The sequence below is a fragment of the Paraburkholderia sp. EG286A genome, from assembly GCF_040965375.1.
Lineage (GTDB): Bacteria > Pseudomonadota > Gammaproteobacteria > Burkholderiales > Burkholderiaceae > Paraburkholderia.
On the sequence record NZ_JBFRCB010000003.1, the window covers coordinates 838075 to 859092 of the forward strand.

Consider the following 21018-nt stretch of genomic DNA (forward strand, 5'->3'; position numbering starts at 1 on the left):
AGGCACGCAGGACGCCGGGGAAGGAGATCGAATTGAGAAAGCCGCGCGCAGGTCGCGCGCGGCCGGGATGGCGTTGCTGTGATTCGCCGTGATCGCCGGTGGTTGGCAATCAGAAGCGGGTTTCGCGCGCGGCTCGCAAGAAGGTGTCGAGCAGCGGCGTGCAGTCGAGCAGTTCGGGACCGCCCGCGCGATGGAACTCGGGGTGCCACTGCACGCCCACGACGAACGGCGAGCGCCGGTAGCGCACCGCCTCGATGAGCCCGTCGCCGGCCGACACGGCCTCGACGGTCAGGTCACGTCCGAGATTCCTCACGGCCTGATGGTGAATCGAGTTGACGATCGCCTCGCGCCGCCCGGGGAACAGGGTCGCGAACGTCGAGCCCTCCGGGAACGTGACCGCGTGGCGATGCTGGTCGTAATGCTCGCTCACGTGCACGTCGGCCGTGGGCACGTCGCTCGCAATGTCCTGATAGAGCGTGCCGCCGAACGCCACGTTGATGAGCTGGCAGCCGCGGCACACGCCCAGCACCGGCTTGCCCGATTCGACGAACTCATGCAGCAGTTCGAGTTCGTACATGTCGCGCACGCGGTCGCCCGGCCATTCGGGGCGCGGCGAGATTTCCGCATACGTCTGCGGCGAGACGTCGGCGCCGCCCTGGAGCAGCAGGCCGTCGAGATGCTTCGCGTAATCGCGCAGGCGGATATTGCTCGGGTGCAGCATCCCCTGGTGCCCGACCGTCGGGATCATGAACACGATGACGTCCCGGGACATCACCCAGTGTGCGATCGATTCCTCCAGGTATTGCAGCGTCTTGCCGCGCAGCCCTTGCGCGCCCGGCTCCGGGTGGAAGATCCGCGCCGAGACGCCGATGCGCAGCGTGCGCTGCGTGATCCGCTGACCGGCGCGGTCGAACAGTTGCCGCGCGCGCGCCGCGACGATGCGGCCGAACACCGCCCAGGCCGAATCGCTCGGGCGCAGATAGCGCGGCGGTTCCGGCGGAATGGCGCCGGGCGGCGGCGGGTGATGCGCCGTGAAGTCGGGCGCCTGGCCGAAGCCGGCCGGCGCCGCACCGGGACGTTGCGGCGCAGCAGACGCGGCCGCCTCGCGAGTGCTGGCCGGTTCGGTATGCGGGGCCGGCGCGGGCGCGGCCTTGCCGGCCTCGGCGGTTTCGCTGATCGGAATACTCGGCGTGGTCCCCGTCGGTGGCTGCTTCGGCAATTCACCGGGCGTGGAAGCCGCTGCCGCCCCTCCGGCGCTGGGCGTGACGGTCGAAGCGCTTTCGGGCGCATCGGTCGAGGCACGTTGCGCGGCTTCCCCAGAGGGCGAAGCGGAGGGCGAGGCAGAGGGAGAACCAGCAGAAGCGCCGGGAGAACCGGGAGGAGAGGACGAGGCCGCGGGGGCGCCGGCAGGACCGGCATCGGCAGGACGGCTTGCGCCGTCAGGGACCTCGGGTTGGTCTGATTTGTTATCGCTCATGACGTGGGGTCAGGCGCGCGGCGCGCGAACGAATGAACAGGCTTTGATTATCCGTCGCACGGCACGCCGCCGCCACCCCCGCACACAATTGCTCACATCCCGTCACACCAGCGGCGCCTCGAACACGTTCAGGTCAGGCATCCGGCCGCTCGTCGAAGGTCTCGCGCAACGCAATCTGCATCGACGCGTGGATCTTCACGCACCAGCGCCACAGCAGCATGGTGAGCGCCGCCGCGCACACCAGCACGCCGACGAGGAAGCCCGTGGGCGGCAGGATGGTCCCCGAGAGCGCCGCCACGAGCAGGAACACGCCGAACATCGAGACCACCGGCACCAGTTCCGCAATCACATGACGGATCGCGCGCGTAAAGCGCCCGGCCTTCTCCGGCTGCACGCTCACTTCGGCGAGCAACAGCGCGAGCGACTGCGTCTTGCGCCACACCGCCACGAGAAACGGCATCGCGAGCACGAGCGCGGCGCTCCACAGCACGACGCGCTGGATGCGCTCGTCGCCGATCCAGTGCGCAAGCAACGGCGCCGCGTAGCGCGCGCCATACGACACGCCGATGAAGATCGCCGAGACGAGCGCGAGATTCACGGCAATCTGCACGACGATGCGCTTCGTGAGCGAGAAGATCGTGGGCCCGTCCGAGCGCGGCACGAGGCAGCGCAGCCACTGGCTGTACATGCCGAACACGTTCGAGACGGCGGGCGGCATGGCGCGCGCGAGGCGCTGCGAGAGCGGATCGGCAATGCGGATCAGGTAAGGCGTGGTGAGCGTCGTGATGGCCGAAACGGTCACCGCGATCGGATAGAGAAAGCCGCTCGTCACCTTCAGCGTGAGACCGAGCGAGGCGATGATGAACGAAAACTCGCCGATCTGCGAGACGGTCATGCCCACGCGCATGGCGGTGCGCCCGTCGCGGCCCGCGAGAAAGGTGCCGAGGCCGCACGACACGAGCTTGCCGAGCACCACGGCAAGCGAGATCACGGCGATCGGCCAGGCGTAATCGACCAGCACGAGCGGGTTGAGCATGAGCCCGATCGTCACGAAGAAGATGGCGGAGAACGCGTCGCGCAGCGGCGCGACGAGATGCTCGATGCGATGCAGATGGCGCGACTCGGCCATCACCGCGCCGATCAGGAACGCGCCGAGCGCGATCGAATAGTCGAGCTTCACGACCAGCAGGCAAAAGCCGAAGCAAAAGCCCAGCACCGAGACGAGCAGCATCTCGTCGTTGCCCACGCGCGCGATATAGCCGAGCACGCGCGGCACGATCAGGATGCCCGCGAGCAGCGAGACCAGCATGAAAAGCAGCAGCTTGCCGAGCGTGATGAGCGCAATGCCCGGCGAGAGCTCGCCCGTTTGCGCAATGCCGCCCAGCAGCACGAGCATGGCAATGCCGAGAATGTCCTCGACGATCAGGATGCCGAACACGAGTTGCGCGAACGGCTCGCGCTTCACGCCGAGATCGGAGAGCGCCTTGACGATGATGGTGGTCGAAGAGATGGCGAGAATCGCGCCGAGGAACAGCGAATCCATCGTGGCCCAGCCGAACGCGCGGCCTATCTCGTAGCCGATCCACAGCATCAGCACGATTTCCGAGAGCGCCGCGACGATGGCGGTTGCGCCCACCTGGAAAAGCTTGCGCAGGCTGAATTCGAGGCCGAGCGAGAACATCAGGAACACCACGCCGAGCTCGCCGAGCGTCTGGATGGTCTGCTCGTCGTGAATGAGCTGGAACGGCGGCGTGTACGGCCCGATGATCACGCCCGCCGCGATATAGCCGAGCACGACCGGCTGCTTCAGGCGATGAAACAGCACGGTGACGACGCCTGCGAGCGCCATCACGACTGCCAGATCCTGAATGAAGCCGATTCCGTGGTGCATGAAGGTCTTTCCTTACAAATAGCTATCGATTCTGCGCATGTTACCCGATGCGCGGCGTGAGCCAAATCGCACGCAACGAAAAAAGCCGACCTACAATGATGCGACCCTTGCAGGCGCCGCCCGCCCTCGGCGCCCTTCGCCGGCGGCCCGCCCGCCTGCTCCGCTGAACTTCGCGCAGCGCGCCGCCGCGCATTGACCGAGTCTTCCGCCGCCATGACCACCGCTTTTACCCCGTTCCCTCCCCTCGCCCAGCTCGCGGCCGATCTCGCCGCGGGCCGCACGACGAGCCGTGCGCTCGCCGAAGCCGCGCTCGAACGCATCGCCGACCCGGCCGGCCAGGGCGCGACCGTCTTCACGCACGTCGATGCCGCGCGCGTGCGCGCCGCCGCCGACGCGCACGACCGCCTGCGCGCGGCCGGCACCGTGCTTTCGCCGCTCGCGGGCATTCCCGTCTCGGTGAAGGATCTGTTCGACGTGGCAGGCGAAGTCACACGCGCGGGCTCCACGGCGCTCGCGAACGCGGCGCCCGCCAAAGAGGACGCCACCGCCGTTGCGCGACTGCGCCATGCGGGCGCGGTGCTGGTCGGCCGCACCAACATGAGCGAGTTCGCGTTCTCGGGGCTCGGCCTGAATCCGCACTACGGCACGCCGCTCTCGCCCTGGCGCCGCGGCGTGGCAGGCGACGCGCGGGTGGCGGGCGGCTCGTCCTCGGGCGCGGCGGCCTCGGTCGCGGACGGCATGGCCGCCGTCGCGCTCGGCACCGACACCGGCGGCTCCATCCGCATCCCCGCCGCGTTCTGCGGGCTCACGGGCTTCAAGCCCACCGCCGGGCGGATTCCGAAAACCGGCGGCGTACCGCTCTCCCCCACGCTCGACTCGTTCGGCCCGATCGGCAACACGGTGGCGTGCTGCGCGCTCACGGACCGCGTGCTCGCCGGGCTCGCGCCGCACGTGCCGGCCGCTCGCCACCTCGAAGGTGTGCGCCTCGGCGTGCTGACCAACTACGTGACCGACGACGTGGACCCCGAAGTCGCGGAAACGATCGATACGGCGCTCAAGCATCTGGATGCGGCCGGCGCGATCGTGAGCGAAGTCCGCTTTGGCGCCTTCGAGCGCTTCGCGGGAATCAACCGCATCGGCTTCTCGCCGATGGAGGCGTATGCGTGGCATCGCGAGCTGATAGCGAAGCATCGGGACCAGTACGACCCGCGCGTGCTGGTGCGCATCCTGAAGGGCGAGCACGCCACGGCCGCCGACTATCTGGATCTGATCGCCGCGCGCGCAGCGGTCATGGCCGAGGCCCAGGCGACCCTCTGGTCGCGCTTCGACGCTGTGATCGCGCCGACCGTCCCCATCGCGCCGCCTCCCGTCGCCCCGCTTGCCGCCGACGACGATGTCTTCGCGCGCACCAACGCGCTCGTGCTGCGCAACCCGAGCGCGTTCAACTTCCTCGACGCCTGCGCACTCTCGCTTCCATGCCACCACTACGGCGCGGCGCCCGTCGGGATGATGCTCGCGGGCGCACCTGACAACGATGACGCGCTGCTCGCCATCGGCCGCGGCGTCGAAGCGGTGCTCGCGCCGCTGCGCTGATTTGAGCGGGAGTCACTCGAGCACGCCCTGCGCGCGGGCGAGGACACGTCCGCGCCGCGCGCACCCTTCGCGCTAGAATCCCGTCACGCCGTCGCAGCCGCCTGTGCGCTGCGCCAGATAACCCGAACGAACGAGCCTCATGAACGACGATAACGCGCTGTTGCGCCGCGAGCGCGGCCTGCTGGTCCTCCTTGGCCTGATCTGCCTCGCGCTCCTGGGCGGCGCCCTGTACTTCCAGTATGTCGAGCATCAGGACCCGTGCCCGCTGTGTATCCTGGGGCGCTATTTCCTGATCCTGATTGCGGTCTTCGCCTTTCTCGGCGCGCGTATGACGAGCTGGCGCGGCGTGCGCGTGCTCGAAGCGCTCGTGGTGCTTTCGGCGGTGGGCGGTGCGATTGCGTCCGCGAAGCTCGTCTGGGTGCAGGCGTTCCCCAACTACAGCTGCGGTTTCGACACGCTGCAGCCCATCGTCGATGGCCTGCCGTTCGCGCACTGGCTGCCCGGCGTGTTCAAGGTCCAGGGTCTTTGCGAAACCACCTATCCGCCGACGCTCGGCCTGACCATGCCGGTGTGGTCGCTGCTCGCCTTCATCATCGTGTTCCTGGCCGTGATCCTGAGCCTGTGGCGCAACCGGCGCCGCCAGGTGTCGTGGCCCGGCATCCGCCGCTGACCGGCTAGAGGGCACGGCGCAGGCGCGCCGCGCCTGGTCAAGCTCCACTGGCCCTTCCGGCTCACCCGCCTCATCCGCCGCCCGGCCATCGGGCGGCGCGCCCCGACAGCGCGATTTGCGCGTCAGCCTCGCACGGCAGGCTCGAATCGCGCACGACTTCCGCACCTTCCCCCGCCCCTCCGGCGCGCTCGCCGCACGCGGTGGCCTTGCACGGCCACACACGCTATGACGGCGTCATGACCCAACTCACATAACCCCCATCTTGCGGGGGAAATACTTTCCTGCGGCAAGCGGTGCTATCTTCGGAACTGGATGGCGATCTACGTGCGCGAGGCCGGTGTTGGCGCGCCCCTCTCGTAACGCGCGCCTGATCCGCAATGTCCCCGGGTTCACCATGACAACGCAAACCATCCGCTTCCTACACCGAGGCGCCGTGCACGAAGTGCGCGACCTGCCTCCCACGCGCACGGTGCTTCAGCATCTGCGCGAGGATCTGCATGCCTGCGGCACCAAGGAAGGCTGCGCGGAAGGCGACTGTGGCGCGTGCACCGTGGTCGTGGGCGAACTCGACAGCGCAGGCCGTCTCGCGCTCAAGGCCGTCAACGCCTGTATCCAGTTCCTGCCGACCCTCGACGGCCGCGCGCTCTACACCGTCGAAGACCTGCGCCAGCCGGACGGCGCACTGCACCCGGTCCAGCAGGCGATGGTCGATTGCCACGGCTCGCAGTGCGGCTTCTGCACACCGGGCTTCGTCATGTCCTTGTGGGCGCTCTACGAGAACCAGCCTGCCGGCGCGGGCCTGCCGACCCGCGAGGAGATCAACGAGGCGCTCTCGGGCAACCTGTGCCGCTGCACCGGCTACCGGCCGATCATCGAAGCGGCGCTGCGCATGTTCGACGAAACCTGCCATGCGCGCGTGGCGATCGATCGCGCTCGCGTCGAGGCGCAGCTGCGTGCGCTGCAGCGCACCGGCACCTTCGAATATCGCGGCCCCGACGTGCGAGGCGCCGTGCACGGCGCAAGCACGTTCTACGCGCCGCGCACGCTCGCCGACTTCGCGGCACTGCGTGCCGCGCATCCTGACGCGCGCGTGCTCGCGGGCAGCACCGATATCGGCCTGTGGGTCACGAAGCAGTTCCGCGACCTTGGCGACCTCATCTACACCGGCAACGTCGCGGAACTGACGAGCGTTTCGCGCGACGCCCAGACGCTCACGATCGGCGCGGCCGTTTCGCTCGAAGAGGCCTACGCCGCGCTCGCCATCGATTACCCCGAACTCGCGGAACTGTGGGCGCGCTTCGCCTCACTGCCCATCCGCAACGCGGGGACGCTCGGCGGCAACGTCGCGAACGGCTCGCCGATCGGCGACTCGATGCCCGCGCTGCTCGCGCTCGACGCCACGCTCGTGCTGCGCCGTGCGGCGCGCGTGCGCACGCTGCCGCTCGCGGCCTTCTACACGGGCTACCAGAAGAACGCGCTTGAAGCCGGCGAATTCGTCGAAGCGGTCCAGGTGCCCCGCCCCGCGCCGACACTGCGCTTTCGCACCTACAAGGTCTCGAAGCGCTACGACCAGGATATCTCGGCGGTGTGCGCGGCGTTTGCACTCGACGTGCGCGAGGACGGCACGCTCGCGAGCGCGCGTATCGCCTACGGCGGCATGGCCGCGATACCGCAGCACGCCGCGCATGCCGAAGCCGCGCTCACCGGCGCACGCTGGGACGAAGCCGGCGCGCAGCGCGCGATGGAGGCGCTCGCCGCCGACTATCAGCCGCTCACGGACATGCGCGCGAGCGGTGCCTATCGCCTGAAGGTCGCGCGCAATCTGCTGTGGCGCTGCTGGCTCGAAACGCGCGACGAGTCCCCACTCGCGCTGTGCGACGTCAACGCGTTCGCTTTCGCCGAAGGCGACGACGATGGCCAGGGCATTGCTGCCGCCGGAGTCACGCCATGAACGATCAGGCCGAAGCGCTCGTCATGCGCCCGCAGAAAGGCGATGAGCACGCCCACGAGCGCGCGCTCGGCGCGCCGCTGCCGCACGAATCCGCCGATGCGCACGTGAGCGGCGAGGCGCGCTACACCGACGACATCCCCGAACTGCACGGCACCGTGCACGCGGCGCTCGGCCTTGCGCGCCATGCGCACGCGCGCATCGTCGCGCTGGATCTCGAACGCGTGCGCTCGTCGCCGGGCGTGCTTGCGGTGCTGACGGCCGCCGACATCCCTGGCGAGAACGACTGCGGCCCGGTCGTGCACGACGATCCGGTGCTCGCGAGCGACGTCGTGCAATATCTCGGGCAGCCCGTGTTCGCGGTGATCGCCACGAGCCACGAACTCGCGCGCCGCGCCGCGGCGCTCGCCGCGAGCGAAGACGTCGTGCGCTACGCGCCGCTCGAGCCCGTGCTCAGCATCGAAGAGGCCCGCACGCGCCAGCACTACGTGCTGCCGCCGCTGCGTCTCGTGCGCGGTGCGCCCGATGCGGCGCTCGCCGCTGCGCCGCATCGCCTCGCGGGCACGTTTGCCGTGGGCGGCCAGGAGCAGTTCTATCTCGAAGGCCAGGTGGCCTACGCGCTCCCGCAAGAGCAGACCGGCATGCTCGTCTACAGCTCGACGCAGCACCCGAGCGAAATGCAGCAGGTCGTCGCGCATCTGCTCGGCTGGCCCGCGCATCGCGTGAGTTGCGAATGCCGGCGCATGGGCGGCGGCTTCGGCGGCAAGGAATCGCAGTCGGCGCTGTTCGCGTGTGTCGCCGCGCTCGCGGCGCACAAGCTGCAGCGCCCCGTGAAGCTGCGCGCGGATCGCGACGACGACTTCATGATCACCGGCAAGCGCCACGATGCGCTCTACACATACGAAGCGGGCTACGACGACTCAGGCAGGCTGCTCGGCGCGCGCGTGGAGATCGCGCTGCGCGCGGGCTATTCCGCCGATCTTTCGGGCGCGGTCGCCACGCGCGCGGTCTGTCACTTCGACAACGCCTACTATCTGCCGGACGTCGAAATCGTCGCGCTCTGCTGCAAGACGAACACGCAGTCGAATACCGCGTTTCGCGGCTTCGGCGGCCCGCAAGGCGCGCTCGTGATGGAGGTGATGCTCGACGAGATCGCCCGGGCGCTGGGCCGCGATCCGCTCGATGTGCGGCGCGCGAACTATTACGGCATCGGCGAGCGCGACGTCACGCCGTACGGCCAGCGCGTGGAGGACAACGTGCTCGCGCCGCTCACCGACGAACTGCTCGCGTCGAGCCGCTATCACGAGCGCCGCGCGGCCATCGCCGCGTACAACCGCACGAGCCCCGTGCTCAAGCGCGGCCTGGCGCTCACGCCGGTCAAGTTCGGCATCTCGTTCAACGTGCCGCATCTGAACCAGGCGGGTGCGCTCGTGCACGTGTATCGCGATGGATCGGTGCTCGTGAACCACGGCGGCACCGAGATGGGCCAGGGGCTCAACACCAAGGTCGCGCAGGTCGTCGCGGGCACGCTCGGCCTGCCGCTCGCACGCGTGCGCGTGAGCGCCGCCGATACCTCGAAGGTCGCCAATACGTCGGCCACGGCGGCCTCGACGGGCAGCGACCTCAACGGCAAGGCCGCCGAGGATGCCGCGCTCACGATCCGCGCGCGCCTCGCGGCGTTCGCCGCTGCACAATACGGCGGCACTCCTGAAGACGTCGCGTTCGAAGATGGCCTGGTGCGAGCGAACGGCAAGGCGATCGCCTTTGGCGAATGCGTTGAACTCGCGTACATGAAGCGTGTGCAACTGTGGTCCGATGGCTTCTATGCCACGCCCAAAGTGCATTGGGACGCGCGCACGCTGACCGGCCATCCGTTCTACTACTTCGCCTATGGCGCGGCGGTGTCCGAGGTGGTCGTCGATACGCTCACGGGCGAATGGAAGCTCGTGCGTGCCGACGTGCTGCACGACGCGGGCCAGTCGATCAATCCGGCGATCGATCTCGGCCAGGTGGAAGGCGGCTTCATTCAGGGCATGGGCTGGCTCACCACCGAGGAGCTTTGGTGGAACCGCGACGGACGGCTCATGACGCATGCCCCGTCCACCTACAAGATTCCGGCGGTGAGCGACACGCCAGAGGCGTTCGACGTGAAGCTCTATCGCCGCGGCGGCAACGACAATGTCGAACCGACCGTGTTCCGCTCGAAGGCCGTGGGCGAGCCGCCGCTGCTATTGCCGTTCTCGGTATTTCTCGCGATTCGCGACGCCGTGGGCGCGGCGGTGCCCGAGGCGCGCGAGGCCGCGCCGCTGCGCGCGCCCGCGACGCCTGAGGCGATACTCGATGCGCTGGACGCACTGCGGGAAAACCACCGCAAAATGGACTGACCGCGCGAACCTGCCGGCGCCTCGCACACTCCAACCGCGAAGCGCAGCCCGCGCGAAGCCACGAAGATTAACCGGCGGCACAGGCAAGAACGTGCCGCCCCGTAGGGAGAAGCGCCAGATGCAAACCTGGCTTTCCGATCTGCAGCAACTGCTCGCGCACGGCGACGCCGCCGTGCTGGTCACCGTTGCGCGCGTCGAGGGATCGGCGCCGCGCGAGGCCGGCACGAAGATGATCGTCACGCGCGAAGCGGCCCGCCACACCATCGGCGGCGGCCACCTCGAATGGAAGGCCATCGAAATCGCGCGCCAGGTGCTGCGCGACGGCATGCGCACGCCGCACGCGCGGCGCCTCGAGCGCCTCGCGCTCGGGCCGAGCCTCGGCCAGTGCTGCGGCGGCGCCGTGGTGCTCGCGTTCGAGCGCCTCGACGTGGCCGACCTCGGCTGGCTCGCCACGCTCGCGCGCCGCCTCGCGGCAGGCGCGTCGACCGTGCGTAGCGTATCATTTCGCTCCTCGCGGAACGGGAGCCCGGAAGGTGAAGGCACCGCAGCCGATCCGGCCATGCTTTCCGAGCCGGAGCCGGGCGTGGAAGCGCCCGACTGCCTGCTGTGGGAAACGGGCGGCGCACTGCTCCTCACCGAAACCATCGCGCCGAACGACTTCCCCGTCGTGCTGTTCGGCGCGGGCCACGTGGGCGCGGCGCTCGTGCGCGTGCTCGGCACGCTGCCCTGCCGCGTGCTGTGGGTCGACGAGCGCGACGCCGCGTTTCCGACGCCCGAGGCGTTCGCGCTGCTGAACGCGCCCAACGTCGCGATCGACGCCAACGACGCGCCCGACGAAGCCGTCGACACGGCCCCGCCCGGCACGAGCTTCATCGTGATGACGCACGATCATTCGCGCGACCTCGACCTCGCCGAGCGCATCCTGCGCCGCGGCGACTTCGTGTTCTTCGGCATGATCGGCTCGCATACGAAGCGCAAGCAGTTCGAGCACCGGCTCGCCGCGCGCGGCATCGATCCCCTGCAGATCGCGCGCATGAACTGCCCGCTCGGCGTGGACGGCATCGTCGACAAGTCGCCCGAAGTCATCGCCGTGTCGGCCGCCGCGCAGCTGCTGCAGGCGATCGAAGCGGCGAAGCTGGCCAGCGCGGCGCATGCCCCCGCCACCCATTCCGCGTGATGTCAAACACTGAAGAACCCATAAGCGAATCGAACCGAACATGACGATCACGACCACCGCCAATACCGCCGCCAACGCAAAGGCGCTCGTCGACAAGGCCGCCAATGCGCCGAAGGCCGAGCTGCACATCCATATCGAAGGCTCGCTCGAACCCGAGCTGATCTTCGCGCTCGCCCAGCGCAACAATGTCAAGCTCGCCTACGACTCGATCGACGCGCTGCGCGCCGCCTACGCGTTTACCGACCTGCAGTCGTTCCTCGACATCTACTACGCGGGCGCGAGCGTGCTGCTCTCGGAGCAGGACTTCTACGACATGACGATGGCGTACTGCGAGCGCGCGCTCGCCGACAACGTCGTGCACACCGAAATTTTCTTCGATCCGCAGACGCATACCGAACGCGGCGTGCCGATCGAAACCGTGGTCGCCGGCATCGACCGCGCGCTTGCCGACGCCGAAAAGCGCGGCCTCACGAGCAAGCTGATCCTGTGCTTCCTGCGCCATCTGAGCGAAGCCGATGCGCTCGCCACCTTTGAATCCGCGCGCCCGCTGTTCGCGCGCTATGCGCGCCTGATCGGCGTGGGCCTCGACTCGTCCGAGCGCGGCCATCCGCCTTCGAAATTCGAGCGCGTGTTCGAGCAGGCGCGGGCGATGGGGTTGAAGCTCGTCGCGCACGCCGGCGAGGAAGGCCCGCCCTCCTACATCTATGAAGCGCTCGATCTGCTCAAGGTCGACCGCGTCGATCACGGCGTGCGCAGCATCGAAGACGCGGCGCTCGTCACGCGTCTGGCCGACACGCGCGTGGCGCTCACGGTGTGCCCGCTCTCGAACACCAAGCTGTGCGTGTTCGACGACATGACGCAGCACACGCTCAAGGCCCTGCTCGACAAGGGCGTCGCGGTGACCGTCAATTCCGACGACCCCGCCTACTTCGGCGGCTACGTCAACGAGAACTACCGCGCCATCATCGAAGCGCTCAAACTCGACGACGACGAGGTGTACACGATCCTGCGCAACGGCTTCGAGGCTTCGTTCGTGACGCCCGAAGAGCGCGCCGCGCTGATCGCGAAGCTCGACGCGAACTGGTGCCGCGCAACGGCTTAGGGCGTGCACCCAGGCGCTAACTAAAACGCGGACTCGTCCGCACAGCAAGCCCCAGCCCGGGCTGTCACACGAATCCGGTCCAGCGCGCGAGCGCCGGACCGTGGGCCCTTGCGCGCCGCAATTTCAGGAGCGGCATGCGTGATGCGGGGCATGCATTGGACGATTACCTGAATTTATCGGAGACGAAGTTCACATGACTCAATCGGCTTACCGCGCAAAACTGTTGACGTTCACGGGCGACCCTGCGCAATCGTCCGACGCCGCTGTCTTTGACGAAGACGGCGTCGTGATCGTCGAAGACGGCCACGTGGTCGCCTCGGGCGCGTGGTCCGCGCTCAAGTCGCGCGTCGATGAAAACGCGACGGTCCACAATCTGCGCGACAAGCTGATCGTGCCAGGCTTCATCGACACGCACATCCACTATCCGCAGACTGACATGATCGCCTCGCCCGCGCCGGGTCTGCTGCCGTGGCTGAACACGTACACGTTCCCGACCGAGCGCGGCTTCGAAAACGAAGCGGTGGCGCAGGACACGGCGCGCTTTTTCGTCGACGAGCTGCTCGCCTGCGGCACGACCACGGCGCTCGTGTACTGCACCGTGCACAAGCAGTCCGCCGACGCGCTCTTTACCGCGAGCGAAGCGAAGAACCTGCGCATGGTCGCGGGCAAGGTGCTGATGGATCGCCATTGCCCCGAGTTCCTGCGCGACACGCCGCAAACGGGCTACGACGACAGCGCCGAGCTGATCGAGCGCTGGCACAACCGCGGGCGCCAGATGTACGCGCTCACGCCGCGCTTCGCGCCCACTTCGACCGAGGCGCAGCTCGAAGCGTGCGGTGCGCTCGCGAAGGCGCATGGCGACATCTTCATCCAGAGCCACGTGGCCGAGAACCCGGACGAGGTGAAGTGGGTCAAGGAACTGTTCCCGGGCCATCGCAGCTACCTCGACGTGTACGATCACTACGGACTCCTGCGCAAGCGGGCCGTGTACGGCCACTGCATCTGGCTCGACGATGAAGACCGCCGCCGCATGGCAGATACGGGCACGGTCGCGGCGCACTGCCCGACCTCGAACCTGTTCCTCGGCAGCGGCCTGTTCGACTTCGACAAGGCCGGCGCATCGTCGATGCCCGTGACACTCGCGACCGACGTGGGCGGCGGCACCTCGTTCTCCATGCTGCAAACCATGAACGAGGCGCACAAGGTCGCGCGCATGGGCGGCCACCACCTCACGGCCACGCGCATGTTCTGGCTGGCGACAGCGGGCGCGGCGCAGGCGCTCGATCTCGCCGACAAGATCGGCACACTCGCGCCCGGCAGCGAAGCGGACTTCGTCGTGCTCGACGCGCAGGCCACGCCGCTGCTCGCGCGGCGCTCGGCACGCGCCGAATCGTTGGAAGAATTGCTGTTCGCGCTCGCCCTGCTCGGCGACGACCGCGCCGTGTTCGAGACCTACGCGGCAGGCAAGCGCGTGCACAGCCGCGCCGGCACGCGCCGCTGAAAGCCCCGCCCAGCGCGGGTTGCAGGAAAAAGCGCGATACTATGATCCGCGCTTCATTGGGGAGTAGCCGCCTCGCATCGCGCCGCAGCGCCGGTCTTCGGATCCGGGGCTTGCCGCGCGCGAATTCGCGGGGGCGTCCGTCAACAGACCTGGCCTGTACGGCCATGGCGGACGCGGCCTTTGTCCCGGGCCTGGCGAGACCGATGACCCATGTCCGCCGCAACAGGGCCCGGCGGTTCGTGGGTCGTCGCTCGCAGACACACGGCCCGAGGATCCATCAGAACGTGAACCAAGCCTTCCTGGTCTCGGCCGGCGCAGTCGCGCTCGCCGAAATCGGCGACAAGACGCAGTTGCTCTCGCTCGTGCTCGCGGCGCGCTACCGCAGACCGCTGCCGATCATCCTCGGCGTGCTCGTCGCGACGCTCGTCAATCACTCGGGCGCGGGCGCGCTCGGCACGTGGCTCGGCGCGTTCGTGACGCCTGGCGTCATGCGCTGGGCGCTCGCCGCCTCGTTCGTCGCCATGGGGCTCTGGATCCTCGTACCGGACAAGCTCGAAGAAGGCGAGGCGAACGTGAACCGCTCGCAGCTCGGCGTGTTCGGCGCCACGGTGGTGACCTTCTTTCTCGCGGAAATGGGCGACAAAACGCAGATCGCGACCGTGGCGCTCGCCGCGCGCTTTCATGACTTCTTCGGCGTGGTGGCGGGCACGACGCTCGGCATGATGATCGCCAACGTGCCCGCGATCCTGCTCGGCGACCGCTTCGCCCACAAGCTGCCGACGAAACTCGTGCATGCCGTTGCGGCGGTGCTGTTCGTCGTACTCGGCGTGCTCGCGATTCTGGGGGTGGGGTTCTGACGGGCCGTCGCGCATGGCATAAAAAAACGCGCCGGACAGAAGTTCCGACGCGTCGCCTGGTGGGCGGGCACGGCGATGCGTGCCTATTTCGCCGCCGCGCTCCCTGGCGCAGCCGCACCGCCCTGCCCCGCAGCCGCCGGAGACGCCGGAGCCGCAGCGGTCTCGTTCGGCGCACCGCCATTCTTGCCGACCGGGATCTTGACCTCCGTGACCGTGCCGTTGGCCAGCGGGAAATTCCCCAGCGCGCTCTGCACGAGAAAAGGCATCACGCGCACGAGCGAGGGATCGTCGCCCGAGGTGCGCGCCTGCACGTTATAGACCTCCTTGCCGCTCGCCTTTTCCGTGATGCGAATGCCGAGCGCATGCGAATACACGGGATAGCTCTGGTTCACGTAGGCGGGCTGATACGGTCCCCATGCGCCCCACGGGTTCCACGGCCCCCAGTACGGGCCCGGCCAGGGGTTGTAGAACACGGGCTGCGCGACCGTCACCGTGTCGGTGCGGCTGCCGTAGGCGAGGCCCACGAGATAGCGCGCCTGCGGCTCGGCCACGAGGCGGAATGCGTGCATGGCGAGCCCGTTGGCGACGAACTGCTCGTAGGTGCTCTGCTCGATGCTCTGGTTCTGCTCGGGGCTGCGTTTGAACGCGAAGGTGCGCGTGGCGTCGCTGCCGCCGTCCCATGCGGAGAAGGCGGTCACCTGGCTCGTCACGTAAGTCGTGCAGCCGGAGAGCGTGAGGGCGAGCGCCGCCAGCATCAGGAGGGCGCGGCGGGTCCATCTGTCGTGCATCATGGTCTTCTCGTAGCAGGGTTGCTTCAGTTGGAAAAGTGCAGTCGTGGGGGCCGCTCTCTCCGATACGATCTTTGCGCCGCGCTTATTCCGTGTCCGATCCGTGCGCATTCCACGCCGGTCGTGTCCTGTTTTGCGTTCAGCCAGCCGCGCGGCAGGGCCTGATCATACTGACTCGCGGCGCGGCGCGAAAGTTCGGCGACCGGGCCCCGACGGACAAAGCGGCCCGAGCCTTTGTACAATGGGGCGATCCGCCGCGCTCCCGCGACGGCAGGCAGCGCCCGGCGGGCGCACACGCCGCCGCGGCCGGCCCATTCGATCCACACCGAGCGATCCACACCGATCGATCCCCGATCCGACACGCCCCTATCCAGACCATGTCCGATACCGCCACGCCCACCGTGATCCGCCGCGAAGACTACGCGCCGCCCGCGTTTCTGATCGATACCGTCGACCTCGAATTCGACCTCGTGCCCGAGCGCACGATCGTCAAGAGCACGTTGCGCGTGCGTCGCAATCCCGACGCGCAACCCACCGCGCATCTCGAACTCATGGGCGAGCAGCTCGAATTCATCGGCGCGGCGATCGACGGCAAGCCTTACGCGAATGTCCGCGCGCACGAACACGGGCTCACGATCGAGAACGTGCCCGAGGCCTTCGAGCTCACGCTCACCGGCGCGTGCGCGCCCGCCGACAACACCACGCTCTCGGGCCTGTACGTGTCGAGCGGCAACTTCTTCACGCAGTGCGAGGCCGAAGGGTTTCGCCGCATCACCTGGTTCCTCGACCGGCCCGACGTGATGGCGACCTACACGGTCACGCTGCGCGCCGACAAGACCGCGTACCCGGTGCTGCTCTCGAACGGCAACCTGATCGCCGAAGGCGAGCTGCCCGATGGCCGTCACTATGCGAAATGGGAAGACCCGTTCCGCAAGCCGAGCTATCTGTTCGCGCTCGTGGCGGGCAAGCTCGTGGCGCTGGAAGAGCGCATCGAGAGCGGTTCGGGCAAGGAAAAGCTGCTGCAGGTCTGGGTCGAGCCGCACGATCTCGACAAGACGCGCCACGCGATGGACTCGCTCATCCACTCGATCCACTGGGACGAACGGCGCTTTGGCCTCGAACTCGATCTCGACCGCTTCATGATCGTCGCCGTGAGCGACTTCAACATGGGCGCGATGGAGAACAAGGGGCTCAACATCTTCAATACGAAGTACGTGCTCGCGAATCCGGAAACGGCCACCGATGTCGACTTCGCCAACATCGAGGCCGTGGTCGGCCACGAGTACTTCCACAACTGGACCGGCAACCGCGTGACCTGCCGCGACTGGTTCCAGCTGAGCCTGAAGGAAGGTCTCACGGTGTTCCGCGACCAGGAGTTCTCGGCGGCGATGTCGGGCGGCGACGAGAACGAGGCGGCGCGCGCGACCAAACGCATCGAAGACGTGCGCGTGCTGCGCCAGATGCAGTTCGCCGAAGACGCAGGCCCGATGGCACATCCGGTGCGCCCCGAGAGCTACGTCGAGATCAACAACTTCTACACGATGACCGTCTACGAAAAAGGCGCGGAAGTCGTGCGGATGTATCAAACGCTGCTCGGACGCGACGGCTTCCGCAAGGGCATGGACCTGTACTTCCAGCGCCACGACGGCCAGGCCGTGACCTGCAACGACTTCCGCGCCGCGATGGCCGACGCCAATGGCCGCGACCTCGCGCAATTCGAACGCTGGTATAGCCAGGCGGGCACGCCGCGCGTGAGCGTGAGCACGAGCTACGACGAAGGCACGCGCTGCTACAGCGTGACGCTCACGCAGGGCTACGCCAACGGCTCGCCCGCCGCACGCGAAACGCAGAAGGGCCCGCTGCACATTCCGTTTGCGATCGGCCTGATCGGCGCGGACGGCGCGGACCTGCCGCTGCGCCTCGAAGGCGAAGCCGCCGCGCACGGCACGACGCGCGTGCTGGAGCTGACCGACACGCAGCAGACCTTCACGTTCGCCGACGTGATGGCCAAGCCCCTGCCCTCGCTGCTGCGCAACTTCTCGGCGCCGGTCATCGTCGACTACGACTACGGCAACGACGAACTCGCGTTCCTGCTCGCGCACGACAGCGATGCGTTCAATCGCTGGGAAGCGGGCCAGCGCCTCGCCACGCGCGAACTGCTCGCGCTCGCCGGACGCGCCGCCGCGGGCCAGCCGCTCGAAATCAACGACGCGCTCGTCGATGCGTTCCGCCGCGTGCTGACCGACGAATCGCTCTCGCCGTCGTTCCGCGAGCTGGCGCTCATGCTGCCCTCGGAAACGTATCTCGCCGAGCAGATGACCGAATCCGATCCGGCCGCCGTGCATGCCGCGCGCCAGTTCGTGCGCAAGCAACTGGCAACGGCGCTGCAAGGCGAATGGTTCGCCGCCTATGAGCGCAATGTCACGCCGGGCGCGTACGAGCCGACGCCCGAGGCGGCTGGGCACCGTGGCTTGAAGAACCTCGCGCTCTCGTATCTCTCGGAGCTCGACGATTCCGCGCAAGCGGTGCGGCTCGCCACGGCGCAATACGACGCCGCGAACAACATGACCGACCGTTCGGCGGCGCTCTCGGCGCTGTTGAACGTGCAGGCGGCCACGGGCGGCGACGTCGCGCGCCGCGCGCTCGAAGACTTCTACGTGCGCTTCGAGAAGGAACCCCTCGTGATCGACAAGTGGTTCGCGCTGCAAGCCACGCAACGGGGCACGGCGCAACGCCCGACCATCGAGACGGTGCGCGCGCTGATGGGCCACCCGGCGTTCAACATCAAGAATCCGAACCGCGCACGCTCGCTGATCTTCAGCTTCTGCGCAGCGAACCCCGCGCAGTTCCATGCCGCCGACGGCTCGGGCTACGCGTTCTGGGCCGACCAGGTGATCGCGCTCGACGCGCTCAATCCGCAGGTCGCGGCGCGCCTCGCCCGCAATCTCGAACTGTGGCGCCGCTTCACGCCCGCGCTGCGTGACGCGATGCGCACGGCGCTCGAGCGCGTCGCCGCTGAGGCCAAATCGCGCGACGTACGCGAGATCGTCGAAAAAGCGCTGGCTTGATCAGACGAAACCGGACGAAGCGGCACACCACGCGCGGCGCCTGAGCAGCGCCGCGCGGCGACCCATGAACCGGCCTGCGCGCCGGTTTTTTTGCGCATTTTTTTCACGATTATTTTGGCGGTGCGACGCGACCCGGCACCCCGTCCAAAGCCGCGCCAGCAAGCCCGGCCGCGCCCCGCGCTTTATTTTGCGCGGCTGTGCGGCGGGCGGTCACAGTCGAGCGGGTAGAATTGCGACATCCCTAAGCGTATCCGGAGTACTGCAATGGCTTTGCAACGTCGCACCACCCTCACCAAGTACCTGATCGAGCAGCAGCGCCAGCACAGCAACCTGCCCGCCGACCTGCGTCTCCTGATCGAAGTCGTCGCGCGCGCGTGCAAGGCGATCAGCTTCAACGTCAGCAAGGGCGCGCTCGGTGACGCCCTCGGCACGGCCGGCAGCGAGAACGTCCAGGGCGAAGTGCAGAAGAACCTCGACATCCTCTCGAACGAGATCCTGCTCGACGCCAACGAATGGGGCGGCAACCTCGCCGCGATGGCCTCGGAGGAAATGGAAACGTTCTTCCCGATCCCGGCCAACTATCCGAAGGGCGAATACCTGCTCGTGTTCGATCCGCTCGACGGCTCGTCGAACATCGACGTGAACGTGTCGATCGGCACGATCTTCTCGGTGCTGCGCTGCCCGGACGGCCAGCAAGCGACCGAGGAATCGTTCCTGCAGCCCGGCACGAAGCAGGTCGCCGCGGGCTACGCCGTGTACGGCCCGCAAACGGTGCTCGTGCTCACGACCGGCCACGGCGTGAACTGCTTCACGCTCGATCGCGAACTGGGCTCGTGGGTGCTCACGCAAAACAACATGCGCATTCCGGAAGAGACGCGCGAATACGCGATCAATGCGTCGAACGCACGCCACTGGTACGAGCCGGTGCAGAAGTACATCGGCGAGCTGAACGCCGGCAAGGACGGCGCGCGCGGCGAGAACTTCAACATGCGCTGGATTGCCTCGATGGTCGCGGATGTGCACCGCATTCTGAACCGCGGCGGCATCTTCATGTACCCGGCCGACAAGCGCGACCCGTCGAAGCCCGGCAAGCTGCGCCTGATGTACGAAGCGAACCCGATGTCGTTCATCGTCGAACAGGCGGGCGGCATGGCGACCAACGGCGAAGAGCGCATTCTCGACATCCAGCCGAAGAGCCTGCATGAGCGCGTCGCCGTGTTCCTCGGTTCGAAGAACGAGGTCGAGCGCGTCACGCGCTACCACCACGAAGCTAAAAAATGAAAAAAGATGGGGGAAGGGCTTGCATAGTTCGTGGGAATTTCCTATAATCTTTCTTCTCTGATGCACGCCGGAATAGCTCAGACGGTAGAGCAGCGCATTCGTAATGCGAAGGTCGGGGGTTCGATTCCTCTTTCCGGCACCAGGATTCAAGCAAAAAGCCCAGTCTTCGGACTGGGCTTTTTGCTTTGTGGCGTCGGCGCACGGCACTCCGTGCGCTGTGCCTACCCCTTCGATCACCTGATCCCATCGCCCCACCTCGCGCTACGTGAGCTTAGGCGCCCTCACGCTTCTCGCGCAGAAAGTCGATGAACGCACGCAGCTTGGGCGGCAACTGCGCACGCCCGGCCGTATACAAATAGAACCCCGGAAACGATGCACCCCACGGCTCGAGCACCGGCACGAGCCGGCCTTCCTCCAGCTGCGCACGCACGTAATCTTCGATCACGTGCAGCAGACCCACGCCCTGCTCGGCGGCGCGCACCATCGTACGCAGATCGTTGGTCACGAAGCGGCCCTCGGTGACCACATCGAACACGCGCCCAGGATCGTCCGGCTGCGCGAACTCCCAGCGGTAGACGCCGCCCGTCGCGAAGCGATAGTGCAGGCAATCATGCGCGGCGAGGTCGTCTGGGGTGACGGGCCGAGCGCGACGCTCGAAGTATGCCGGCGAGCCCACCACGACGATGCGAATCGGCCCGCCGATCGGCACCGCCACCATGCCCGGCGCAACCGATTCCCCCAGGCGGATCCCGGCATCGAAGCCGTCGCCGACCAGATCGGCGAAACCGTCGTCGAGCACGAGTTCGAGCTTGATCTGCGGATAGCGCGCCATGAATTCCGCGAGGTGCGGCATGACGAGCAACTCGCTCGCCACGCGCGGCAGGTTGATGCGCAGCGTGCCGGCCGGGGCGTCGCGCGTGGCGTCGAGCGCATCGAAGGCCGCCTCGATCTGTGAAAGCGCGGGCTGGACGCGCGCGAGCAACTGCGCGCCCGCCTCGGTCAGCGCAACCCGGCGCGTCGTACGATTGAAGAGCCTCACGCCGAGCTGCGCTTCGAGTGCACGCACGGTTTGCGATAACGCCGAAGTCGAGAATCCCGCGGCGGACGCCGCACGCGTGAAGCTGCCATGGCGCGCGACAGCCGCCACCGCCAGCAGTGCGGGCAGGCGTCCCGCCAGTCCCGACGTGGCGGGCGGCGCGAACGGTGGCGTGGAAACCGGGCCCATCTTGCCTCCATTGTGAAGCCTGGCTTCACAGTGCTTTCAGATGAACCCGATTTTTC

The 21018-nt window shown here is 67.7% G+C and carries 14 protein-coding genes, 1 tRNA gene and 1 riboswitch; of the genes, 11 read left to right on the top strand and 4 right to left on the bottom strand.

From position 1 onward, the window contains the following. Nucleotides 1–109: 109 nt before the first annotated feature. Both AB4Y35_RS16575 and AB4Y35_RS16580 read right to left on the bottom strand, forming a co-directional pair. Nucleotides 110–1477, bottom strand: coding sequence for a gamma-glutamyl-gamma-aminobutyrate hydrolase family protein (locus AB4Y35_RS16575; RefSeq protein ID WP_368705116.1), 1368 nt, complete (start codon nucleotides 1475–1477; stop codon nucleotides 110–112). Between the two features lie 133 nt (nucleotides 1478–1610). After that, the gene (locus tag AB4Y35_RS16580; protein WP_368705117.1) at nucleotides 1611–3368 is read right to left on the bottom strand and encodes a cation:proton antiporter; all 1758 of its coding nucleotides are present in this window, start codon (nucleotides 3366–3368) and stop codon (nucleotides 1611–1613) included. A gap of 213 nt (nucleotides 3369–3581) precedes the next feature. Between AB4Y35_RS16580 and AB4Y35_RS16585 the strand changes: the two genes are divergently transcribed. The 8 genes from AB4Y35_RS16585 to AB4Y35_RS16620 all read left to right on the top strand — a co-directional run bounded on the left by AB4Y35_RS16585 (nucleotide 3582) and on the right by AB4Y35_RS16620 (nucleotide 14600). Then, on the top strand, nucleotides 3582–4961 hold the full coding sequence (locus AB4Y35_RS16585; RefSeq protein WP_368686692.1) for an amidase: 1380 nt from the start codon (nucleotides 3582–3584) through the stop codon (nucleotides 4959–4961). Nucleotides 4962–5100: 139 nt separating this feature from the next. After that, a complete protein-coding gene (locus AB4Y35_RS16590; protein WP_342924131.1) occupies nucleotides 5101–5631 on the top strand; it encodes a disulfide bond formation protein B in 531 nt (176 codons plus the stop codon). Nucleotides 5632–6025: 394 nt separating this feature from the next. Continuing rightward, nucleotides 6026–7582 (top strand): xanthine dehydrogenase small subunit, encoded by a 1557-nt coding sequence (gene xdhA, locus AB4Y35_RS16595; RefSeq protein ID WP_368705118.1) that lies wholly within the window; start codon nucleotides 6026–6028, stop codon nucleotides 7580–7582. Then, on the top strand, nucleotides 7579–9963 hold the full coding sequence (xdhB, locus tag AB4Y35_RS16600) for a xanthine dehydrogenase molybdopterin binding subunit (RefSeq protein ID WP_368705119.1): 2385 nt from the start codon (nucleotides 7579–7581) through the stop codon (nucleotides 9961–9963). The genes xdhA and xdhB overlap by 4 nt, the downstream gene beginning before the upstream one ends. Before the next feature lie 118 nt (nucleotides 9964–10081). Next, a complete protein-coding gene (gene xdhC / locus AB4Y35_RS16605; RefSeq protein ID WP_342924128.1) occupies nucleotides 10082–11140 on the top strand; it encodes a xanthine dehydrogenase accessory protein XdhC in 1059 nt (352 codons plus the stop codon). A 40-nt stretch (nucleotides 11141–11180) separates the two neighbouring features. After that, nucleotides 11181–12242 (top strand): adenosine deaminase, encoded by a 1062-nt coding sequence (locus AB4Y35_RS16610; protein WP_368705120.1) that lies wholly within the window; start codon nucleotides 11181–11183, stop codon nucleotides 12240–12242. Nucleotides 12243–12435: 193 nt separating this feature from the next. Then, nucleotides 12436–13743, top strand: a complete 1308-nt coding sequence (gene guaD, locus AB4Y35_RS16615) for a guanine deaminase (protein WP_368705121.1) — start codon at nucleotides 12436–12438, stop codon at nucleotides 13741–13743. A 36-nt stretch (nucleotides 13744–13779) separates the two neighbouring features. Beyond that, a riboswitch (yybP-ykoY riboswitch) is annotated at nucleotides 13780–13973 on the top strand. A gap of 54 nt (nucleotides 13974–14027) precedes the next feature. Then, a complete protein-coding gene (locus AB4Y35_RS16620; RefSeq protein ID WP_368705122.1) occupies nucleotides 14028–14600 on the top strand; it encodes a TMEM165/GDT1 family protein in 573 nt (190 codons plus the stop codon). Between the two features lie 83 nt (nucleotides 14601–14683). Here AB4Y35_RS16620 and AB4Y35_RS16625 read toward each other — a convergent pair whose 3' ends face one another. Beyond that, nucleotides 14684–15391, bottom strand: a complete 708-nt coding sequence (locus AB4Y35_RS16625) for a DUF4136 domain-containing protein (RefSeq protein ID WP_368705123.1) — start codon at nucleotides 15389–15391, stop codon at nucleotides 14684–14686. Nucleotides 15392–15765: 374 nt separating this feature from the next. Between AB4Y35_RS16625 and pepN the strand changes: the two genes are divergently transcribed. From pepN to AB4Y35_RS16640, 3 genes are all read left to right on the top strand, one after another. Further along, complete coding sequence (pepN, locus tag AB4Y35_RS16630; protein WP_368705124.1) at nucleotides 15766–18456, top strand: aminopeptidase N; 2691 nt, start codon at nucleotides 15766–15768, stop codon at nucleotides 18454–18456. Nucleotides 18457–18720: 264 nt separating this feature from the next. After that, nucleotides 18721–19737, top strand: a complete 1017-nt coding sequence (locus AB4Y35_RS16635; RefSeq protein WP_368705125.1) for a class 1 fructose-bisphosphatase — start codon at nucleotides 18721–18723, stop codon at nucleotides 19735–19737. Between the two features lie 66 nt (nucleotides 19738–19803). Next, a tRNA-Thr gene (locus AB4Y35_RS16640) sits at nucleotides 19804–19879 on the top strand. 129 nt (nucleotides 19880–20008) lie between these two features. Here the strand turns inward: AB4Y35_RS16640 and AB4Y35_RS16645 are convergent. Further along, nucleotides 20009–20962 carry a LysR family transcriptional regulator gene (locus tag AB4Y35_RS16645; RefSeq protein ID WP_368705126.1) on the bottom strand — a complete coding sequence of 318 codons (954 nt, stop codon included), beginning with the start codon at nucleotides 20960–20962 and terminating at the stop codon, nucleotides 20009–20011. Nucleotides 20963–21018 lie beyond the last annotated feature (56 nt).